Annotated in this window: 17 protein-coding genes and 1 pseudogene; 5 read left to right on the top strand and 13 right to left on the bottom strand. The window is 63.5% G+C overall.

What is annotated here, in order from left to right:
- Positions 1-94: 94 nt before the first annotated feature.
- The 3 genes from VIR62_RS00295 to VIR62_RS00285 all read left to right on the top strand — a co-directional run bounded on the left by VIR62_RS00295 (position 95) and on the right by VIR62_RS00285 (position 2,572).
- Positions 95-1,471, top strand: a complete 1,377-nt coding sequence (locus VIR62_RS00295; RefSeq protein WP_431867695.1) for a glutamate--cysteine ligase — start codon at positions 95-97, stop codon at positions 1,469-1,471.
- 196 nt (positions 1,472-1,667) lie between these two features.
- The gene (locus tag VIR62_RS00290) at positions 1,668-2,288 is read left to right on the top strand and encodes a hypothetical protein (protein WP_431867694.1); all 621 of its coding nucleotides are present in this window, start codon (positions 1,668-1,670) and stop codon (positions 2,286-2,288) included.
- Positions 2,285-2,572, top strand: a complete 288-nt coding sequence (locus VIR62_RS00285; protein WP_431867692.1) for a hypothetical protein — start codon at positions 2,285-2,287, stop codon at positions 2,570-2,572. Before VIR62_RS00290 ends, VIR62_RS00285 begins: the two co-directional genes overlap by 4 nt.
- On the opposite strand, the gene VIR62_RS00280 is transcribed toward VIR62_RS00285, so the two are convergent.
- On the bottom strand, positions 2,523-3,845 hold the full coding sequence (locus VIR62_RS00280; protein ID WP_431867690.1) for a methyltransferase family protein: 1,323 nt from the start codon (positions 3,843-3,845) through the stop codon (positions 2,523-2,525). The two genes, VIR62_RS00285 and VIR62_RS00280, sit on opposite strands and share 50 nt — an antisense overlap.
- 180 nt (positions 3,846-4,025) lie before the next feature.
- Between VIR62_RS00280 and VIR62_RS00275 the strand changes: the two genes are divergently transcribed.
- Positions 4,026-4,649, top strand: a complete 624-nt coding sequence (locus tag VIR62_RS00275; RefSeq protein ID WP_431867689.1) for a PilZ domain-containing protein — start codon at positions 4,026-4,028, stop codon at positions 4,647-4,649.
- Positions 4,650-5,053: 404 nt separating this feature from the next.
- Complete coding sequence (locus tag VIR62_RS00270; protein WP_431867687.1) at positions 5,054-5,524, top strand: DUF5063 domain-containing protein; 471 nt, start codon at positions 5,054-5,056, stop codon at positions 5,522-5,524.
- 81 nt (positions 5,525-5,605) lie between these two features.
- On the opposite strand, the gene VIR62_RS00265 is transcribed toward VIR62_RS00270, so the two are convergent.
- The 12 genes and pseudogenes from VIR62_RS00265 to VIR62_RS00210 all read right to left on the bottom strand — a co-directional run.
- Positions 5,606-7,261: a M28 family metallopeptidase gene (locus tag VIR62_RS00265; protein ID WP_431867685.1), complete on the bottom strand. Its 1,656-nt coding sequence runs from the start codon at positions 7,259-7,261 to the stop codon at positions 5,606-5,608.
- Positions 7,262-7,470: 209 nt separating this feature from the next.
- Positions 7,471-7,701 (bottom strand): Lar family restriction alleviation protein, encoded by a 231-nt coding sequence (locus tag VIR62_RS00260; RefSeq protein ID WP_431867683.1) that lies wholly within the window; start codon positions 7,699-7,701, stop codon positions 7,471-7,473.
- 166 nt (positions 7,702-7,867) lie between these two features.
- A complete protein-coding gene (locus VIR62_RS00255) occupies positions 7,868-9,592 on the bottom strand; it encodes an FAD-dependent oxidoreductase (protein WP_431867681.1) in 1,725 nt (574 codons plus the stop codon).
- Positions 9,593-9,684: 92 nt separating this feature from the next.
- Positions 9,685-10,644 carry an NADP-dependent oxidoreductase gene (locus VIR62_RS00250; protein WP_431867679.1) on the bottom strand — a complete coding sequence of 320 codons (960 nt, stop codon included), beginning with the start codon at positions 10,642-10,644 and terminating at the stop codon, positions 9,685-9,687.
- A 55-nt stretch (positions 10,645-10,699) separates the two neighbouring features.
- Entirely contained in the window at positions 10,700-11,458 is a 759-nt protein-coding gene (locus VIR62_RS00245; RefSeq protein WP_431867678.1) for a ZIP family metal transporter, read from the bottom strand.
- A gap of 31 nt (positions 11,459-11,489) precedes the next feature.
- Positions 11,490-11,975 (bottom strand): peptide-methionine (R)-S-oxide reductase MsrB, encoded by a 486-nt coding sequence (gene msrB / locus VIR62_RS00240; protein ID WP_431867676.1) that lies wholly within the window; start codon positions 11,973-11,975, stop codon positions 11,490-11,492.
- 20 nt (positions 11,976-11,995) lie between these two features.
- Positions 11,996-12,367, bottom strand: coding sequence for a cupin domain-containing protein (locus tag VIR62_RS00235; protein WP_431867675.1), 372 nt, complete (start codon positions 12,365-12,367; stop codon positions 11,996-11,998).
- A gap of 394 nt (positions 12,368-12,761) precedes the next feature.
- The gene (locus VIR62_RS00230; protein WP_431867674.1) at positions 12,762-14,093 is read right to left on the bottom strand and encodes an epoxide hydrolase family protein; all 1,332 of its coding nucleotides are present in this window, start codon (positions 14,091-14,093) and stop codon (positions 12,762-12,764) included.
- A gap of 519 nt (positions 14,094-14,612) precedes the next feature.
- Positions 14,613-15,323, bottom strand: a complete 711-nt coding sequence (locus tag VIR62_RS00225; RefSeq protein ID WP_431867672.1) for a transposase — start codon at positions 15,321-15,323, stop codon at positions 14,613-14,615.
- A 141-nt stretch (positions 15,324-15,464) separates the two neighbouring features.
- Complete coding sequence (locus VIR62_RS00220) at positions 15,465-15,620, bottom strand: hypothetical protein (RefSeq protein WP_431867671.1); 156 nt, start codon at positions 15,618-15,620, stop codon at positions 15,465-15,467.
- Between the two features lie 308 nt (positions 15,621-15,928).
- Positions 15,929-16,180 carry a hypothetical protein gene (locus tag VIR62_RS00215; RefSeq protein WP_431867669.1) on the bottom strand — a complete coding sequence of 84 codons (252 nt, stop codon included), beginning with the start codon at positions 16,178-16,180 and terminating at the stop codon, positions 15,929-15,931.
- A 143-nt stretch (positions 16,181-16,323) separates the two neighbouring features.
- Positions 16,324-16,457 (bottom strand): annotated as a pseudogene (locus tag VIR62_RS00210) (IS30 family transposase); the annotation flags it as partial.

Genomic DNA, 16,457 nt, shown 5'->3' with positions numbered 1-16,457 from the left:
GATGGCCGCGGCCGGCGACTGGAGCCGCCACGCCGAACGGTAGCGAGGCGAAAGCGGCTGGCGGGTCCGGCCGGGCCCCGCTATGGGCCGCCGGATGACGACGCGCACCGCCTCCGACACGGCCGATCCGCAAATCGACAGCCGCGACGACCTCCTGCCCCTCTTCATCAAGGGCGAGAAGCCCAAATCCGCCTGGCGGATCGGCACCGAGCACGAGAAGTTCGTCTATCGCCGCTCCGACCACCGCGCCCCTTCCTATGACGAGCCCGGCGGCATTCGCGATCTCCTCGAAGCCCTCGCCTGCTGCGGTCAATGGCAACCGGTGATCGAGGGCGGCAACGCCATCGCGCTGGCGGGGCCGGACGGGACCGTCAGTCTCGAGCCCGCCGGCCAGCTGGAGCTCTCCGGCGCGCAGCTTGAGACTCTTCACCAGACGTGTTCCGAGGCCGGGCGCCACCTCGCCTGCTGCAAGGAAGCGGGCGAACGGCTGGGGCTCGGTTTCCTTGGCCTCGGCATGTGGCCGGACAAGGCCCGCGCCGACCTCCCCGTCATGCCCAAGGGCCGCTACGAGATCATGCTGCGCTACATGCCCAAGGTCGGCGATCTCGGCCTCGACATGATGCTCAGAACCTGCACCATCCAGACCAATCTCGACTATGGCTCCGAAGCCGACATGGCCGAGAAGTTCCGCGTCGGTCTCGCCCTTCAGCCGCTCGCCACCGCCCTCTTCGCCAACTCGCCCTTCACCGAAGGCAAGCCCAACGGCTTCCTCTCCTATCGCAGCCATATCTGGTCCGACACCGATCCGGACCGCACCGGCATGCTCCCCTTCGTGTTCGAGGACGGTTTCGGTTACGAGCGTTATCTCGACTACGCGCTCGATGTGCCGATGTATTTCGTCTACCGCGACGGAAAATATATCGACGCCGCCGGCCAGTCCTTTCGCGACTTTATGGAAGGCCGCCTCCCGGCCCTTCCGGGCGAAAAGCCGCGCATCTCCGACTGGACCGATCACCTCTCGACCGCCTTTCCCGAGGTCCGGCTCAAGAGTTTCCTGGAGATGCGCGGCGCCGACGGCGGCCCATGGGCCCGCATCTGCGCGCTCCCCGCCCTGTGGGTCGGCCTGCTTTACGATCAGTCCGCGCTCGATGCCGCCTGGGACGAGGTGAAGCACTGGACCCTGGAGGAGCGCCAGCAGCTCCGCGACGCGGTACCCAAGCTCGGCCTCAAGGCCCTGACGCCCAGGGGCGAGACTCTGCGCGAGCTCGGCCAGCGCGTCCTCGCCATCGCCGAATCCGGCCTCCAGGCGCGCGCCCATCTCAACGCCGCCGGCGACAATGAATCGGGCTTCCTCGACCCCCTGCGCGAGATCCTCGCGCGCGGCCTCACCCCCGCCGAACAGCTGCTCGCCCGCTATCATGGCGAATGGCAGGGCGACGTCAGCCGCGTCTACGACGAAATGAGCTTCTAGCGGCCCCCGCCGGCTTCCGACCACGGTCGGAGCCCGGATTCGAGCGGGCTGAATCGCCCTTTTCTCGCGCTCGTCCCGCGTCCGGAACGTCTAATCGGGTTCCCGGCCGCCGGGGCATTCCCGCAATCGCCATTCGCGTTAACCTTAATTCCAGAGCAGCGAATCGGTAGGGGGAGCCGTTCGGAGAGGGCAAATCATGGCGACCACCGAACAGAGTGCGGGCACTCCTTCGTACAATGGACTCGATTGGGCGGCGCGACCGGCGTCGGAGAGCGACCTCGCTCGAGGCATGCTTCTGCTGCGGGCCAGCAACATGAACGTGATGCGGCTCCAGCTCGCGATGGAACGCAGCGACCGCCGGCTTGCCATGGAGGCGCTCGACTGCCTCGTCGCGCTGGACGGGGAGATCAAGGGCTTCATCGAAGACATGCCGCCTGCCGACGCGGCGCTCCACGAAATGACCCGCCGGATCGATGCCCAGAAGGCCGTGCTCGCCTCCGAGAAGCTGGTCTTCGCCGCCGGCCGGGTAGGGCCGGGCCTGAGGCACCGAGGCGACGCCGCCCCCGCCCCATCGCCGCCCGTTGCCGAACCAGAGGTTGCGAGAAGCCTGAACCTTGCTGCCGCCGAGCCCGAGCCGGAATGGATCCCCGCCTACATGCTCGAAGAGAAAAAGGTGGCGCCGCGCATCGGCCGAATCGCGCTCATCACTTTCGCGATGCTTCTCCTGATCGCTGGGGCACTGGCAGCCCTTCATATATTCGACGTGATAAGCCTTCCCCTGGACGCCATCCCGCTTGAAGTGGGAGAATTGCTATGACCGAGTGTGATGGATTGCTCCGCGCCCAGGCGCTCGAAGCCTATGAGGCAGTCCCTTCCCTTGATGCCCATGGCGAGCTCACCCGCCTCATCCTTGCCGAAGTCGCCTTGCTGACCCGTAAATATCGCTGCGTCCGCCGCCACGACGTCCCCCATATCGCCGAGCTTACCGGCCTGCTCGACGTCTTCTGGCAGGAAGTTCAGATGGCGGAAGCGCAGGAGGCGGAAATGCCGACTATTCCGCCGCCACAGGCTCAGGCGATCGCCTTCCCGCCAGCCGGTTGATCAGCCGGGGCAGCGGTCCGTTTCGCTCCATCCACGCGACATAGTCGCGATAGGCGGGGTCTGCCATCAGGTGCCACTCCTCGGTGCGGGCGCGCCAATAATAGACGCCGCTCACCATGGCGAGGACAACGGTGTTGCGGATCATGTCAACCGGGTTTCCGCTCGTCGCGAGAAACGGCAAGGTCGCCAGCCACCAGAACAGGTTCTTCGATACATAGGCGGGATGTTTGGTCCAGGCATAGGGACCGTGGGTCAGGATACCGCGGTGGGTGAGGTTGGAGAAGCGCAGGCCGAACGCCACCGTCGCCCAGGCATAGACGGCCGTGAGGAGGACGAGGACGATCCCGGTCAGCGCCATCAGGAGCGGATAGGCTTCCATCCAGTACGCCCAGGCATTGTGACCGGCGGTGCCGGGGATATAGTCGAGCGGCCCGCCGGGGTTCATCAGGATGAAGGGCGGATAGCAGATCAGCGCCGCCACCCAGCCCGCCGCGTACGGATTTGCCGATCGGATATGGGCATCAAGCGGCTTCATGGTCAGGACGTAGCCGACGGTCGCCAGGCTCACGTCGACCAGGAACATGGCGCCGATCAGCCAGAGCGACAGATTGACCGGGTTGGCCAAGATCTCCCCGGCGGGTGCCGATACGACATTTCTCCAATTGCCCGGCACGATCGAGATCATGAAGGCGAGGAAGAAGCCCTTCACCGCCCAGCTTCGGAAGAAATCATAGAGCAGCTTCCGGTCGATGTCCCGGCCGCGACCGATCAGGAGCCGGCCGAACTGCCAGGCGCCGTCACGCGGCTCGCCGAGACGCCGGTCGAGCCAGAAGACATAAGGAATGGAAAGGACCAACGCTGCCGCGGAGCCCGCCGCCAGCACCTGCATGGCGAAGAGATAATCGCCGCGCCAATACCAGCGGGCGATGCAGTAGAGGCAGCCGATGACGCCCCAGATCGCCCATAATCCCACGATCTTGACGAGGCTGATATCCACGCTTTCGCCCCAGGGCCGCGGCGGCGCATCCCAGTCGATACCGGTGGTGGGGCTGCGATGCACCTTGTCCACCAGCAGTGACCAGAGCACCATCGGCACACCGCAGGCGAGCAACCCGACCAGCGCGGCCGCCGGCCCCGCCCAGCCCTGGGCGCGGGCCGCCACCGTCCAGGCGACCAGGCCGGCGAGGCCCGCCAGCCCCACGCCCGTGCTGACCGCGGATTGGGGCCGCGCATCTTGGCGCGGGCCAGCTTCGATCCTGCCTTGCGCGTTCATGCCGAGGGCTTAGCCAAAATGAGTAAGCAAGCCGTGAAGAGACGCGGCGACGCAGGGTGCGGTATCAGCGCGAGGCCGATCGTAAGGCCTTCTTAAACTTCTATCCCTTTAATCTTGCTCGACCGTCTGGGGCGAAGGGGGGCGCCCCGGCGGCACCTAAGGGAGTACGGGACGTTGCTGATGACCAGCGCTTTCGAGGAGACGACGTTCTCCTTTTCCGACAAGGCGCCGCCACCGCCGGGAGAGCGGCGGCAGCAGGCGCGGCATCTCACGATCCTGAGAGTGGGAACGCTTATCTCCGAAGACGACCGCGAGCTCTGCCTCGTCCGCAACATTTCCGCCGGCGGCCTCATGGCCCATGTCTATTCGGCTTATCAAAGCGATCAGCGCATCGCGGTCGAACTCAAGACCAACCAGCAGATCCCCGGCATCGTCACCTGGAGCGACGGCTCGAACATCGGCATCACCTTCGATGCGCCGATCGACGTCGAGGAGCTGCTCACCGCCGAACCGGTTCTCGACAACGGCTGGAAACCACGCCTTCCGCGGGTGGAGGTCGACCGGCTGGCGACGCTGCGCGTCGGCGCCACGACCCATTGGGTCAACACCCGCGACATCTCGCAAGGCGGCGTCAAGGTCGAGTCAGACCAGCCACTCGAACCCGGCGCCGAGATCGTCATTTCGCTGGAGGGCTTCCGTCCTGTTGCCGGCGTGGTGCGCTGGCATCAGGAAGGTCTCGCCGGCATCGCCTTCAACCAGGTCATCCCCTTCCGCGAACTGATGGGCTGGCTGCGCGGGACCTAACGGGAGGTAGCGGGAATCCAATTGGATAATCAGTGACTTGATTACCTTGGAGAAATCTAGCGCACGTGAATCCTGTCCATCAGCGATACCATCAGGAACAAAATGAAAACGGGTTCGACTCTCAAAGCGGGAATCGATTTGGGTTGAGTGCCGAGTCGCGACATGGGTTCGGAACCTTCCGAACCCGTCCCAGCATCCGCCAGGATATTCCTTTCAAGCACAGTTCGCAGTCGGATTTGCTGCCTGGAATAGGGCCGGTTGCGGACGTTCGGCTTCGAGGCCGGTGCCACGGAAAAGCGGACGTTAGATCTGCAATCCGGTGAGCGGGAGCCATCCACCTCATCCGCAATGGGTGGATACCGGACATTCTCGACAACCACAGCGACAAGCGGCAACGTGGTCGAATGACTGACGCCCAAACTCTTATTCGCGACGACATCAGCACCGCAATCCGCCACTATCTCGACGCCCTTGAGGGCAAGGATGGTGCGACGCTCTACGACTTGGCCAAGACTCTTGATGGGCTGGTTTCTACCTACCACCGCGTGCCGGACGTCGAGCCGGACACGACAGAAGCATCGGCGGCACCCCGAAGCGATGAAAGGCCTATCATCGATGCAGCGAATGCAGCGTTCCCCGACTTGGACTGGTATGCACTTGTGGACCCACAAGAGGGGCAGGAACAAGCAATCGGCATGAGCATCGCCGTGGGTGACCTCGCGGAAATCGCCTCTGACTTGTTGGAAGTGCTTTGGCTCTTCGAAAACGCCAGCCACAATGATGCGGTTTGGGAGTTCCGCTTCGGATACCAAAGCCATTGGGGGCGGCATCTCCACGAAATCCGAACCTACCTGCACGGGTTGGCCGCTTGGTAATGACCGCAATGGGTCGCTTCCGGACCCAGAGCCGCGATGGAATTGGAGGTCCGCTTTCCACTGCCGACGGCGGCTGAAAGCCTATTGTCGCTCCGCGACCGTTGTCGCTCGTACTGCGCGGAACTCGGAGTCCGGGCTCCAGTCGGGCCATGTGCGAGCGTTGGCGAGGGAGTGTCCGAGATTGTATAGAAGGGTGAGGTCCGGAACGACGCTCGAGAGGTCCCAGTCGGCGCTCCACTCGTCGGCAGGCTGATGATAGCGGTCGCGTGTATAGACCTCGGACAGCGCCTTGCTGCGTTCAACGCCGCCCTCGACCAAGTCGCGCCCGGCACCGAAGGAGATTGCCGGCACGCCTTGCTTCGCGAAGGGGAAGTGGTCCGACCGGTAGAAGCCTCCCGCTTCGGTGCGGGGATCCGGCGTGTAGCTGCGACCCAGTTCCTTGCCCTCGCTCACCAGCATGTCGAGCAGGCCCAGCTTGGCGACGCCCGAGATCGTGAAGTCCTTCGCCGCGCCCGGTCCGATCGTCGAGTCCATGTTGATCACGCCAGCGGTAGTCGCGAGCGGATAGACCGGGTTTGCCGCATAATATTCGGAGCCGAGCAGCCCCTTTTCCTCTGCCGTGACCGCCATGAAGACGAGGGAGCGGTCCGTCGGCGGCGCCTTGGCGAAGGCGCGTCCGAGCTCCAACATCATGGCGATGCCTGAGGCATTGTCGCGCGCGCCATTGTAGACTCGGTCGCCGCGCGCGTCCGGTTGGCCGATGCCGAGATGGTCCCAGTGCCCCGAATAGATTACCGTCTCGTCGGGATGCCCATTGCCGGGAAGGCGGCCGAGGACGTTGTGCGACACGATCGTCTCAGGCTTCACCGCATAATGAGCCGACAAGGTGCTGTTGAGAGGCACCGGCTTGAAGTCACGCCGCTGCGCCGCTTCCTTCAGCGCTTCGAAATCGAGGCCTGCTGCGCGAAACAGCTGGACGGCTAGGTCGCGCTGAATCCATCCTTCCATGGCGGTATGCTCCGCCGTCGGATCCTTCCGAACGATGTCGAACATCGTGTTCGTGTTGGAGTTCTTGACCGTGGCCCAGCCATAGGAGGCGGGGGCATATTCGTGAACCACCAGCACGCCGGCCGCACCCTGGCGTGCGGCTTCCTCATATTTGTAGGTCCAGCGGCCATAATAGGTCATTGCCTTGCCGCCGAAATCGCCTTCACCGCCTTCGAAATCTGGATCGTTGACGAGGACGACCATGATCTTGTCGCGAAGATCGGCGCCTTTGAAATCGTCCCAGTTGCGTTCCGGCGCCTTCACGCCATAGCCGACAAAGACGAGCGGAGCGTTCTCGATATCCACCGCAGTCTGCCCGGTGAGAGCGGCCCGCACTGCGATCTCGCTGCCTTGGGTCAACGGGCGCGAGGCGCCGTCCGTGCTCAGCGACACGACCGGCGTGCCGATGATGTCGGACTTCAGCAGCGGCACCTCCTGCGTCCATTGCCGGCCGCCTTGCGTTGGCGTCCCCCCGGGCTGCAGCCCGGCTGCCTTCATCTGCGAAATGATGTAGGCGATGGTCTTCGTCTCCGCCCGGGTGGCGGGGCCGCGACCCTCATAAGCATCGCTCGAAAGCGTCTTCACATCCTGGCTGACGCGGGGAACGTCGAAATCGGAAGCAGCGCCGGTCGACGCGACAGCGGTTCCCGCCACGAAGAGGGAAGCACCTGCAAGCAGACGGCGGCCCATATTTCTCATCTTTTCATCCCGTGTTGGCAGCGATGATGCGGTCCTATTGCGGAGACGCGGCGCATGGCAAGACCGTGTCTCCACGAGGTGAGCAGAGACGGGGATCCCCATCGGCGGCTTCGGTGGAGCCGGTCTCCTCGCCCGCGCCACCGGCTGGGCTGCCACCGAACCGGGCTGCTGCGGACGTTGCCAAGGTCACTTTGACCCGGTTAGTCCCAGGCGCGCCTGTTCCAGCTGATCTGGGCCTGCCGGGGCGTAGAGTGCCGGGGCCCCTGACCGCCGCAATCTTTGCAGTCGACGGCGAAGAGCTTCGCATAGGTATATTCGTATAGAGCTAAGTTCGTTGCCGAACAGAATGGACAGGGAAGCAGCTTGACGTCTTTAGACAGATGCAATGACCGGCGCGTCCACACTGGCTCATTTTCTGGGCGCTCGGGCATCGGCCCCTGGTCCCTTCATTCACAGCAGGAAATGCCCCGGCGTGGCCATTCTATCTTAGACGTGGAGAGTGAGCGAGCTAACGTCCGCTCTGCGTGGTTAGCGCACTCTCACATCAGGGTTCCATGCACCTTATCTAGGGCAAATATTCAGACCGAGCGCCATTTCCTAGTCGATCTGATCCTCGAAGGCCTTGCGTTGTGCTTTGACACGAGTGGCCACCAATTCCGCTGCCTGTCCTTCAAGCATCTTCAACCGCGCCAGATACTGATGGATCGCGGCCACGACCTGTGCGCCGTCCCCGACCGAGGCGGCCACCCTCTTCACCGATCCCGCCCGCACATCGCCGACCGCGAAGACACCGCACCGGCTAGTCTCCAGCGACAGCCGGTCCTCGCCCGCATCAGTGCCGGTGCATAGGAAGCCGCGGGCGTCGAGCTTGAGTCCGGAAGTTCGCAGCCAGTCCGTATTGGGATCCGCGCCGATGAAGGAAAATAGCTGTGCGACCGGCTTTTGCGTCTCGGCGCCGGTGGAGAGTTCACGCCAGCGGATCGCTTCGAGCTGGCGGTCAGCGCCTTCTATCGCGGAGACTTCAACCCCAGTTACCACCTCGACATTGGTTAGTTGCCCGATCCGCTCGACCAGATAATGCGACATGGTTGCTTCGAGAGGCCTTCTGACGAGCAGCGTCACCTGCTTGGCCTGCGTAGCGAGAAATACGACTGCTTGGGCCGCTGAATTGCCGCCGCCGACGAGCGCGATCTCTTCGCCCTCTGACAGCTTGGCCTCAAGCGGCGAGGCCCAGTAATGAATTGAGGTTCCCTCGAATTGCTCCAAGCCATGAACGTCAAGCCGTCGATAGCGAGCCCCGGTTGCGATGACGGCGACACGCGTCTGGACACGCTCGCCGGTAGCGAGTGTGAGGCGCAGCGGATCGTTGCCGCATTCCAGATTGATCGCTTCGTCAGGAATCGCCGCTTCGACGCCGAACTTTTGCGCCTGGCTGAACGCCCGGCCCATGAGCGCCATGCCCGAGATACCGGTCGGAAAGCCGAGGTAATTCTCGATCCGGGAGGACGCGCCGGCCTGTCCGCCGAAGGCGCGGCAGTCGAGCGCGAGCACCGAGAGCCCTTCCGATCCGGCATAGACGGCGGTGGCGAGCCCGGCCGGCCCGGCGCCGACCACCACCACGTCGAACAACCGGTTCGGATCGATTGGACCGACCATGCCGATGCAGCGCGCGAGCGCGTTCTCGCTGGGGTTACGGAGCAACTGGCCGCCCGGGCAAAGCACGATGGGCAGCTCTTCGGGCACGACCTGGAACTGCTCGAGTAGGGCGCGGGCGTCATTGTCGTTTTCCGGATCGAGACGCTGATAGGGCTGGGCATTCCGGGTCAGGAAATTCACCAGCCGAAGCACCTCGCCACTGCCTTCGCGCCCGACGATGACGGGCCCGCCGCTCCCAGTCTCGAGCAGGCCGACGCGTCTCAGGATCAGCGCTCGCATGATCCGCTCGCCAACCTCAGCCTCGGCGATGAGCAGTGCGCGCAACCGGTCGGGAGGGATGACGATAACTTCGACCTTGGTCAGCGCGTGCGAATCTACCAGCGCCGGCCGCCCGGACAGCTGCGCCAGCTCGCCCATGAATGAGCCCGGGCCGTAGGTTACGATGTGGGTGCGCGTCCCGTTCTCGTCGTGCTGAGTGATCTCGGCCTCGCCAGCGAGGAAGATGGTCAGGCCGTGACCGGTCTCACCGACGCGCACCAGCGCGTCGCCCTGGTCGTGGGTCCGCACCGAACCGAAGCGGCGCAGCCGCTCAACCTCTGCCGGCGCCAAAGTCGGGAACATCTGCGCCGCGCGAGTGTCGATGAGTCTCTCAACCGGTGTATCCATCAGAGGGCCTCCTGATTGCCAAGTGCTGCATGCGAACTCCAGCCACTCTGTCCTCGAGCCTGCATCAGTGGGCCGTGCTCACACGGGGCAGCTCAGCGATTGGCCTGCGGAAGCTCCGGCACGAGAACGATCTTGCCGGGCTTGGCAGGCCTGATGCGATCAAGCATTTCGTGCGCCGACCGAGCTTCGGCGAGCGGAAGAACCGCTCCGACGTACGGCTGGATCTGGCCGGCCTCGAAGCGGGTGGTCAGCTTATCCAGATAGCGTGTCTCGACGTGCACGAGCAGGAAGCTTGCTCGTACGTTCCGCCGCTTTGCTGCCTCCGTTGGGGGCGGTGGGACCGCAGTGACCAGCGAGCCGCCCGGTTTGACACAGGAGAGCAGCTGCGACCGAGACGGGCCTCCGACGAGATCGATGGCCGCGTCGGCTTTACCCTCATAACGAGCGAGCTCAGAAGACAAAGTGACCTCGTGAGATCCAAGTCCGCGGAGGTATTCCAATTGTCCCTCTCGCCCAGAAGCAATGACCTGAACGCCGGCGGCGAGCGCCAACATGACAGCGTAGCTTCCAACACTGCCCGCTGCCCCCTGGATCAGCGCAGTCTGCCCCGCCGACAGCTTCGCTTCGTCGAACAGCATCTGCCAGGCCGTTACTGCGACAACAGGCGCCGACGCGGCTTCGACAAAGGAGAGGTTGCGCGGCTTCCGGGCGATCATGACGGCCTTGCAGGCGGCATACTCCGCATATCCTCCGGTAAACCTCGCATTGGTAACGCCGTAGACCTCATCGCCGGGGGAGACGCCGGTCACATCCCGGCCGATGCGTTCAGCAACGCCGGCAATGTCGGAGCCCAAGGTGAGCGGCAGCGGCTGCGGAAGAACGCTTTTGCCGCTCCGGATCCATCCGTCCCAAGGCCCCACGCCGGCCGCATGCACCCGAACTAGGACCTCGTCAGGCTCGGGGGCCGGAATGGCGATGCTTTCCTGAACGATGGCATCGGGCGGCCCGAACGCATGAACCCGCATCGCCATCATCATATCGTTGGCTACCATGGCGTCGCCTTCCTTTCTCGACCCGAAGCTGTTCCTGGGTTGACGGCAGCAGGTCTCATTTTGCGAGCGCTAGCAGCAGCGCCGAGAAGCCCAGCATGGCCAGCAGTCCGGTGAAGCCTGGCTGGCCGTGGACCGCTTCTGGCGCCATGGTCTCGACGACCAGCGCGATAAGGGCTCCAGCCGCAAAGGCCTCCAGCCAGCCGCGCTCGACACCTCCGCCACTGAACAGCGCAAAGCCGAGCACGGCGGCAGCTGCCGAAATCAGCGTGGCACCAATCCACAACAGCACGACGTAACGGCGGCTCCGCCCGGCATTGCGCATGCCTGCCGAGCTGGACAGGGCCTCGGAAAAGTTGGCGAGGGCGAAGGCGCCGATCAGCGCGATTGGCGGCAGCGCGTGGGTGCCGCCTGCCGCCGCCGCTCCGATGATCAGCGCCTCGGGCACGGCGTCGAGCATTGAGCCGGCGGCGATGGCCAGGCCGCTGCCTGGAGTCTCGCTTTCACTCGGTTGGCGCACGCACTCGCCACACCTCTTGCGCTTCTCCGCCGACCAGCGCCGGAGCATCAGGTTGATCAGGCTGAATGCGGCGGCGCCGGCAAGCGCTGCCGCGCCAGCGATCATTGCGGAAACCGCCATCAACGCAGCCGAAATCAGGTAAAGTGATGCGGCTGCGATCAACAAACCGACACCAACGGCGGTCACCGCGGCGATGGTCCGATGGCGCGTCTGCGTCCACAACGCGGCCAAGGCGCCAGCGATCAGGCCCGACGCCGACAGAAAGCCATAGAAGCCCGCCGCCAGCCAGCCGGTCACGGATTATTAGGCTCGGCGCGTAAGTGGAGGATCACCCGGTCCAAGCCTCTCCTTCGGGCGCGCCTCGGCCGAGCTTGTCGGGGAGCGGATCGCCGTTTGGCGTGAACTCCAGCGACACCGAGTTGATGCAATAGCGCTCGCCGGTCGGCGGCGGGCCGTCGGGAAAGACATGCCCCTGGTGCCCGCCGCAGCGGGCGCAGACGATCTCGGGACGGGTCATGCCGTAGCTGGTGTCGCGAATGGTGCGGAGGTGATCTTCCGCAAACGGCGCGGTGAAGCTCGGCCAGCCCGTGCCGCTTTCGAACTTCGCGCCGCCCTTGAATAACGGCAACCCGCACAAGCGGCAGGTATAGACCCCCGGTTGCTTCTCATCGAGGAAGATGCCGCAGAACGGGGCTTCGGTTCCGTGCTCGAGCAGCACGTGGCGCTCCTCGTCGCCGAGGTCGGCAACCAGCTCGCGAAACTGATCGTCGCTGGGCGGGATCAGATCGAATTGCAATGCAGTCACTTCGCTCATGGGTTTCTCCTTGTGGGCGCTCACTTCACGAACACGGTAAGCGGCTTTCCCTTCTCCAGAATGTAGGTCGCGAGTTCCGATCCGTTGCCGGGGCCGACATTCGTCGCCGCGTGGGCGGTTTCAGCGGGAACGAACAGCACGTTTCCGGCCTTGAGCGTCACCGGCGGATTACCCTCGACCTGATATTCTAGCGTGCCTTCGAGCACATAGATGATCTCCTCGCCGGGGTGCTTGTGGGCGGGAAACGACGCACCGGGGGCGAAGTCGACGCGCGCCTGAAGCACCTCTCGCCCAGCTATGCCGAGGTCGTGCCGCTGCAGGTCCGTGCGCGTGCTGCCCGCGGGTCGCGGCGGCGCGGTTTGAGCGGCCGCAGCGCTTGCGACGATCAGCATGGCTGCCGCCAGGACTATGGTTGGAGAGGACATAGGTTGCCTTTCAACGGAGTGACTTGAATGCTGCTCTCAACTCGTCGACGAAAATCCCGGACTGCTCCCACCGGCGAAATGCCCCGCCCTTGGCGACGCGATTGTAATGGATGAGCTTGGCATAGGCCTGCTCCGTCCAGCTGCGCGGCGCCTCATATTGGTGCCGGCGCGGGTTGGGTGATGGTGGGTGCCGTAGTCATGGGCGCTATCCTGATGCCGGCCATTGCATGCCGGCATGAGCCACGCTGGCGATCGCCAGCACCAAAAACGAAACGGCAATCTTGCCGATCATGGCGCGTCTCCGGGTCGGAGTGCCAAAAAGGCGGGCGACGCCGCTCGACGCCGCCCACATCCGCGAAGCTCAACGCAAGGGCTTGAACGCGGTCCTGAGCTCATTCACGAGAAATTCCGGCTGCTCGAAGGCGGCGAAATGGCCGCCCTTGGGTTGCTGGCCATAATGGATGAGCTTCGGATAGGTCCGTTCCGCCCAGCTGCGCGGAACCGGGTAGAGCTCGTCTGGGAATTGGCTCACGGCAGTCGGAACCTGGACTCCGAACGGCTCGAAGAAGTGAACGTTGTTGCGCTCAATGCCAAAGCCGGACGACGTGCGCGGCATTGCCTCCCAATAGAGCCGAGCCCCGGATATCGCCGTGTTGGTCAGCCAGGTGATCGTGATGTTGTCGAGGACGTCGTCGCGCGACAGCCCCTCCGGCTCGCCATCGAAGGTCCGCGCGATCATCTGGTAACTTGAGATGTCATGGTCGAGGAACCATGCGGCGAGGCCAACCGGGGAATCCGCGATCCCGTACAACGTCTGCGGGCGGTGGCCCATCTGGTTTGCATAGGCGAGCCCGTGGGTGAAGAAGAGGTCGAGCCGCTCATAGGCGCGGCGCTCTTCGTCCGAGAGGCCGGTGGGCGGGCCGTTTCCGTCACGCAATGCCTGGTAGATCTCCGGCGGCACGGTGGATGGCATGTTGGTGTGGATTGCCACCAGCTCCGGAGGCGCCATCGCCCCCAGGATCTCGGTCATCAGCGCGCCCCAGTCGCCCCCCTGCGCCAGAAAGCGCGTGTAACCGAGCCGCTTCATCAGCGTCACCCAGGCCTGGGCAATCCGCGGGGGATTCCAGCCGGGGGCCGTCGGCTTGGCCGAGAAGCCGTAGCCGGGCATTGACGGGATCACGACATGGAAAGCGTCCGACTCCGTCCCCCCAAAAGCGGTCGGATCGGTCAGCGGCTCGATGATCTTCAGCTGCTCGATGATCGATCCAGGCCAGCCGTGGGTGACGATGATCGGCAGGGCATTCTCATGCTTCGAACGAGCGTGGATGAAGTGAATGTCGAGCTCGTCGATTTCGGTGATGAAGTTCGGGAAGGCGTTCAGCCGCGTCTCGACCTTGCGCCAGTCATATTCGCTCGCCCAATAGCCGGCGAGCTTCTGCATCGTCGCGAGCTGCACGCCTTGCGTATCGTCATTGACCGTTTCGGGGTCGGGCCATCGCGTCGCCGCGATCCGCCGCTTGAGGTCAGTCAAATCCTCCTCGGACGCATGGAACTGGAACGGCCGGATTGCTGAGTCGCCGGTCGGCTGGGCCGCAGCCGCTCCAATAATGGGCCTTTCCGCAACCGGGGTCTTCGTGGGTTCCGGGGCAAGAGGCTTTGCGCTGTCAGGCGCGGTCCGCGTCGTATCGGACATGGCCGTTCTCCTGGTCTGAGAGGGGCAGAATTTACGCGTACGCAACGCGATAATCGGCCGTGGAGAATGCTGGCGCTACCGACAGGCGGCCCAGCGCTGCCTTGCTCTCCTGCCTTCGAGTCGGTCAATCGCAAAGTAGGATTACGAGCACAGATTCTCGCAGGCTTACACGCCTCCTGAATGTCCTCTGTGGATGGCTCCCGCGTTGCAAGGACAAAATGCGATGTGTTGGCGCTTGGTCGGGTGCAGACTTCTGTCCGGCCTCACATGATGATTCTCCCGTCAACAGTTTTTAGCATGTGATCCGAGGTGAGCTCTCTTCCTGCAGGACCTGCCTGCGAACCTCACATCCGGCGGGACAATAATCCCGACCACTGTCCCGCGTTCGGGACGGAAGAGCTCCAAAGGAACGGCACCACTCTGTGAAGACGGCACTGGAGCACCACGCCGGACAACGGCGACGTTCCCTCGGCCACCGGGCAGCAATGCCGTCGCAGAGCTGCCCGATCTCGATAATTATTATATGGCGGGCTTCATTGTCGCTCCCTCGGGTACGACGCCATCGACGACAAACCGCCACAGAGCGATCAGCAACTTGCGAGCGAGCGCGACTACCATCACTTTTCGGACCCGGCGACCAGTAGAGCCGGTACGCTCACGGAACCAGGCAACCTGGGCGGCACCAGGCTGGTAACGTTGCCAGAGCCAGGCCAGCTCCACCATCACCGTTCGAAGCCGTCGGTTTCCGGCTTTTCCGATCCCCTGCTCGCGTTCTATCCCACCACTGTTGTACGGCGTCGCAGTAAGACCTGCATATGATCCGAGCGCTTTGGCATTAGCGAAGCGACGGACGAAGGCCTCGCGGACCAGTATTGTGGCACTCTGCACCCCTATACCGCGCAGACTGCAGAGCTGCTGGATCATCCGACTGGAATCATCATCCGAAGCGGGCGCCCCGGCTACCGCATCGCGGTCGCGTTCCAGCGTGGCGATCTGATCGAGAACGAGCTCCAGCCGGCTCAGCAACCGTTCGATCTTGGCGAGGGCATGAGGAGGGATAGGCTCACCAAGACCAGTGCGAAGATCGGTCAGGCGACGTCGGCGATTTTTCAGGAGCGGGTTGTAGCCCTCGACGCCAAGCGTCGCGAGGACAGCACCGCCCGCCGCGTCAACTCCGTGAACCTGAAAAACACGCTTGGCCAAATCGAGGCCGACTGTGGTAATCTCCATGGTGGATGGCTCCATTGCTCGGGTTTGCCTGATAGCAACCCATCTTGGCACTCAGATGCCGTGAGCGGGAGCCATCCACCTCATCTGCTTTGGGTCGAAAGCGGCCGGACCGGTCGGGAAACGGACATCGAGATAGGTCAGTCAGGCGATGGCCGCTCTCGTTTGAATCCATTGCCCGATCAGACTTTGCCATTCGTCGAGCATCGCGCGAAAGTTGTCCTCATTGTAGGGCATCAGCGCTTCGTCACCCGAATTTGGTAGGGCCGTCATATCATAGGAAACGTTGATCCGGCTCATTTCTCCCTCCGGCGAAATCGCCACTTCGACAATGCCTGCGCGGACGCCCGGAGTGACCCGGGAGTACCGATGACGCCATTGGTCGCGGTCTGAGTCGATCACGGTCCATATGGTGCTTTCGCCTCCGTGGTCGGTGAGGAAAACGAGTCCGGGCTCTTGAGGACTTGAGCCCAGAACGAGCGGCGACCACCCGGGAACCCAGTCCCGCTCGCCCTCAGCCGTAAAAAGAGGAAAGGCGTCTTCTTGCTTCAGTGGGATGAGGAAGGACCCGGATCGCTGCGATCGTGAGTGCACGAGCCCGCAAGCTGTCATTTGTGAGACTCCTCGACAAGTGCGTGGCATTCGACCGCGGAAAGTTGAAGATCGTAGACTGCCTTCAGATGGTCGATCTTCTTCAGGGTCTCCCGCGAAAACGGCGCTTTCCCTTCAAACGCGTGGAGAGTCATTCCTTCCAGCAACTCGCCCAGGGAAAGGTCGAGATATTCGGCGAGTCCTTTGAGGACCTTCAAAAGACGCTTCTCCATGCGCACGCCGGTTTGAATGCGTTCAATCTTCGTCATAAATGCTGTTATTATGTTACCACGGTAACAACGTCAACCTCAAATTGGCTCGGTTCCCCGGCAGGCCGGCCCACAAGTGGCGACACGAGAAATTGCCCGGCGAGGACTGCTCACAGGCCCGGCGTCCGCAATGCGCGGTGGGTTCAACGGGTGGTCGCAACACGCTGTGCGAACATTTCAGCGGGTGTTTGATACATCAAGGTTTTTCTGGGTCGTTCGTTGAGCTGGCGAGCGACGGCGCTGAGCTTGGCCTGGCTGTGGAGGGATAGATCGGTTC

Source organism: Allosphingosinicella sp., assembly GCF_036570505.1.
Lineage (GTDB): Bacteria > Pseudomonadota > Alphaproteobacteria > Sphingomonadales > Sphingomonadaceae > Allosphingosinicella.
Note: the sequence above shows the minus strand (reverse complement) of the source record. Positions and strands in the feature narration are given on the sequence as shown.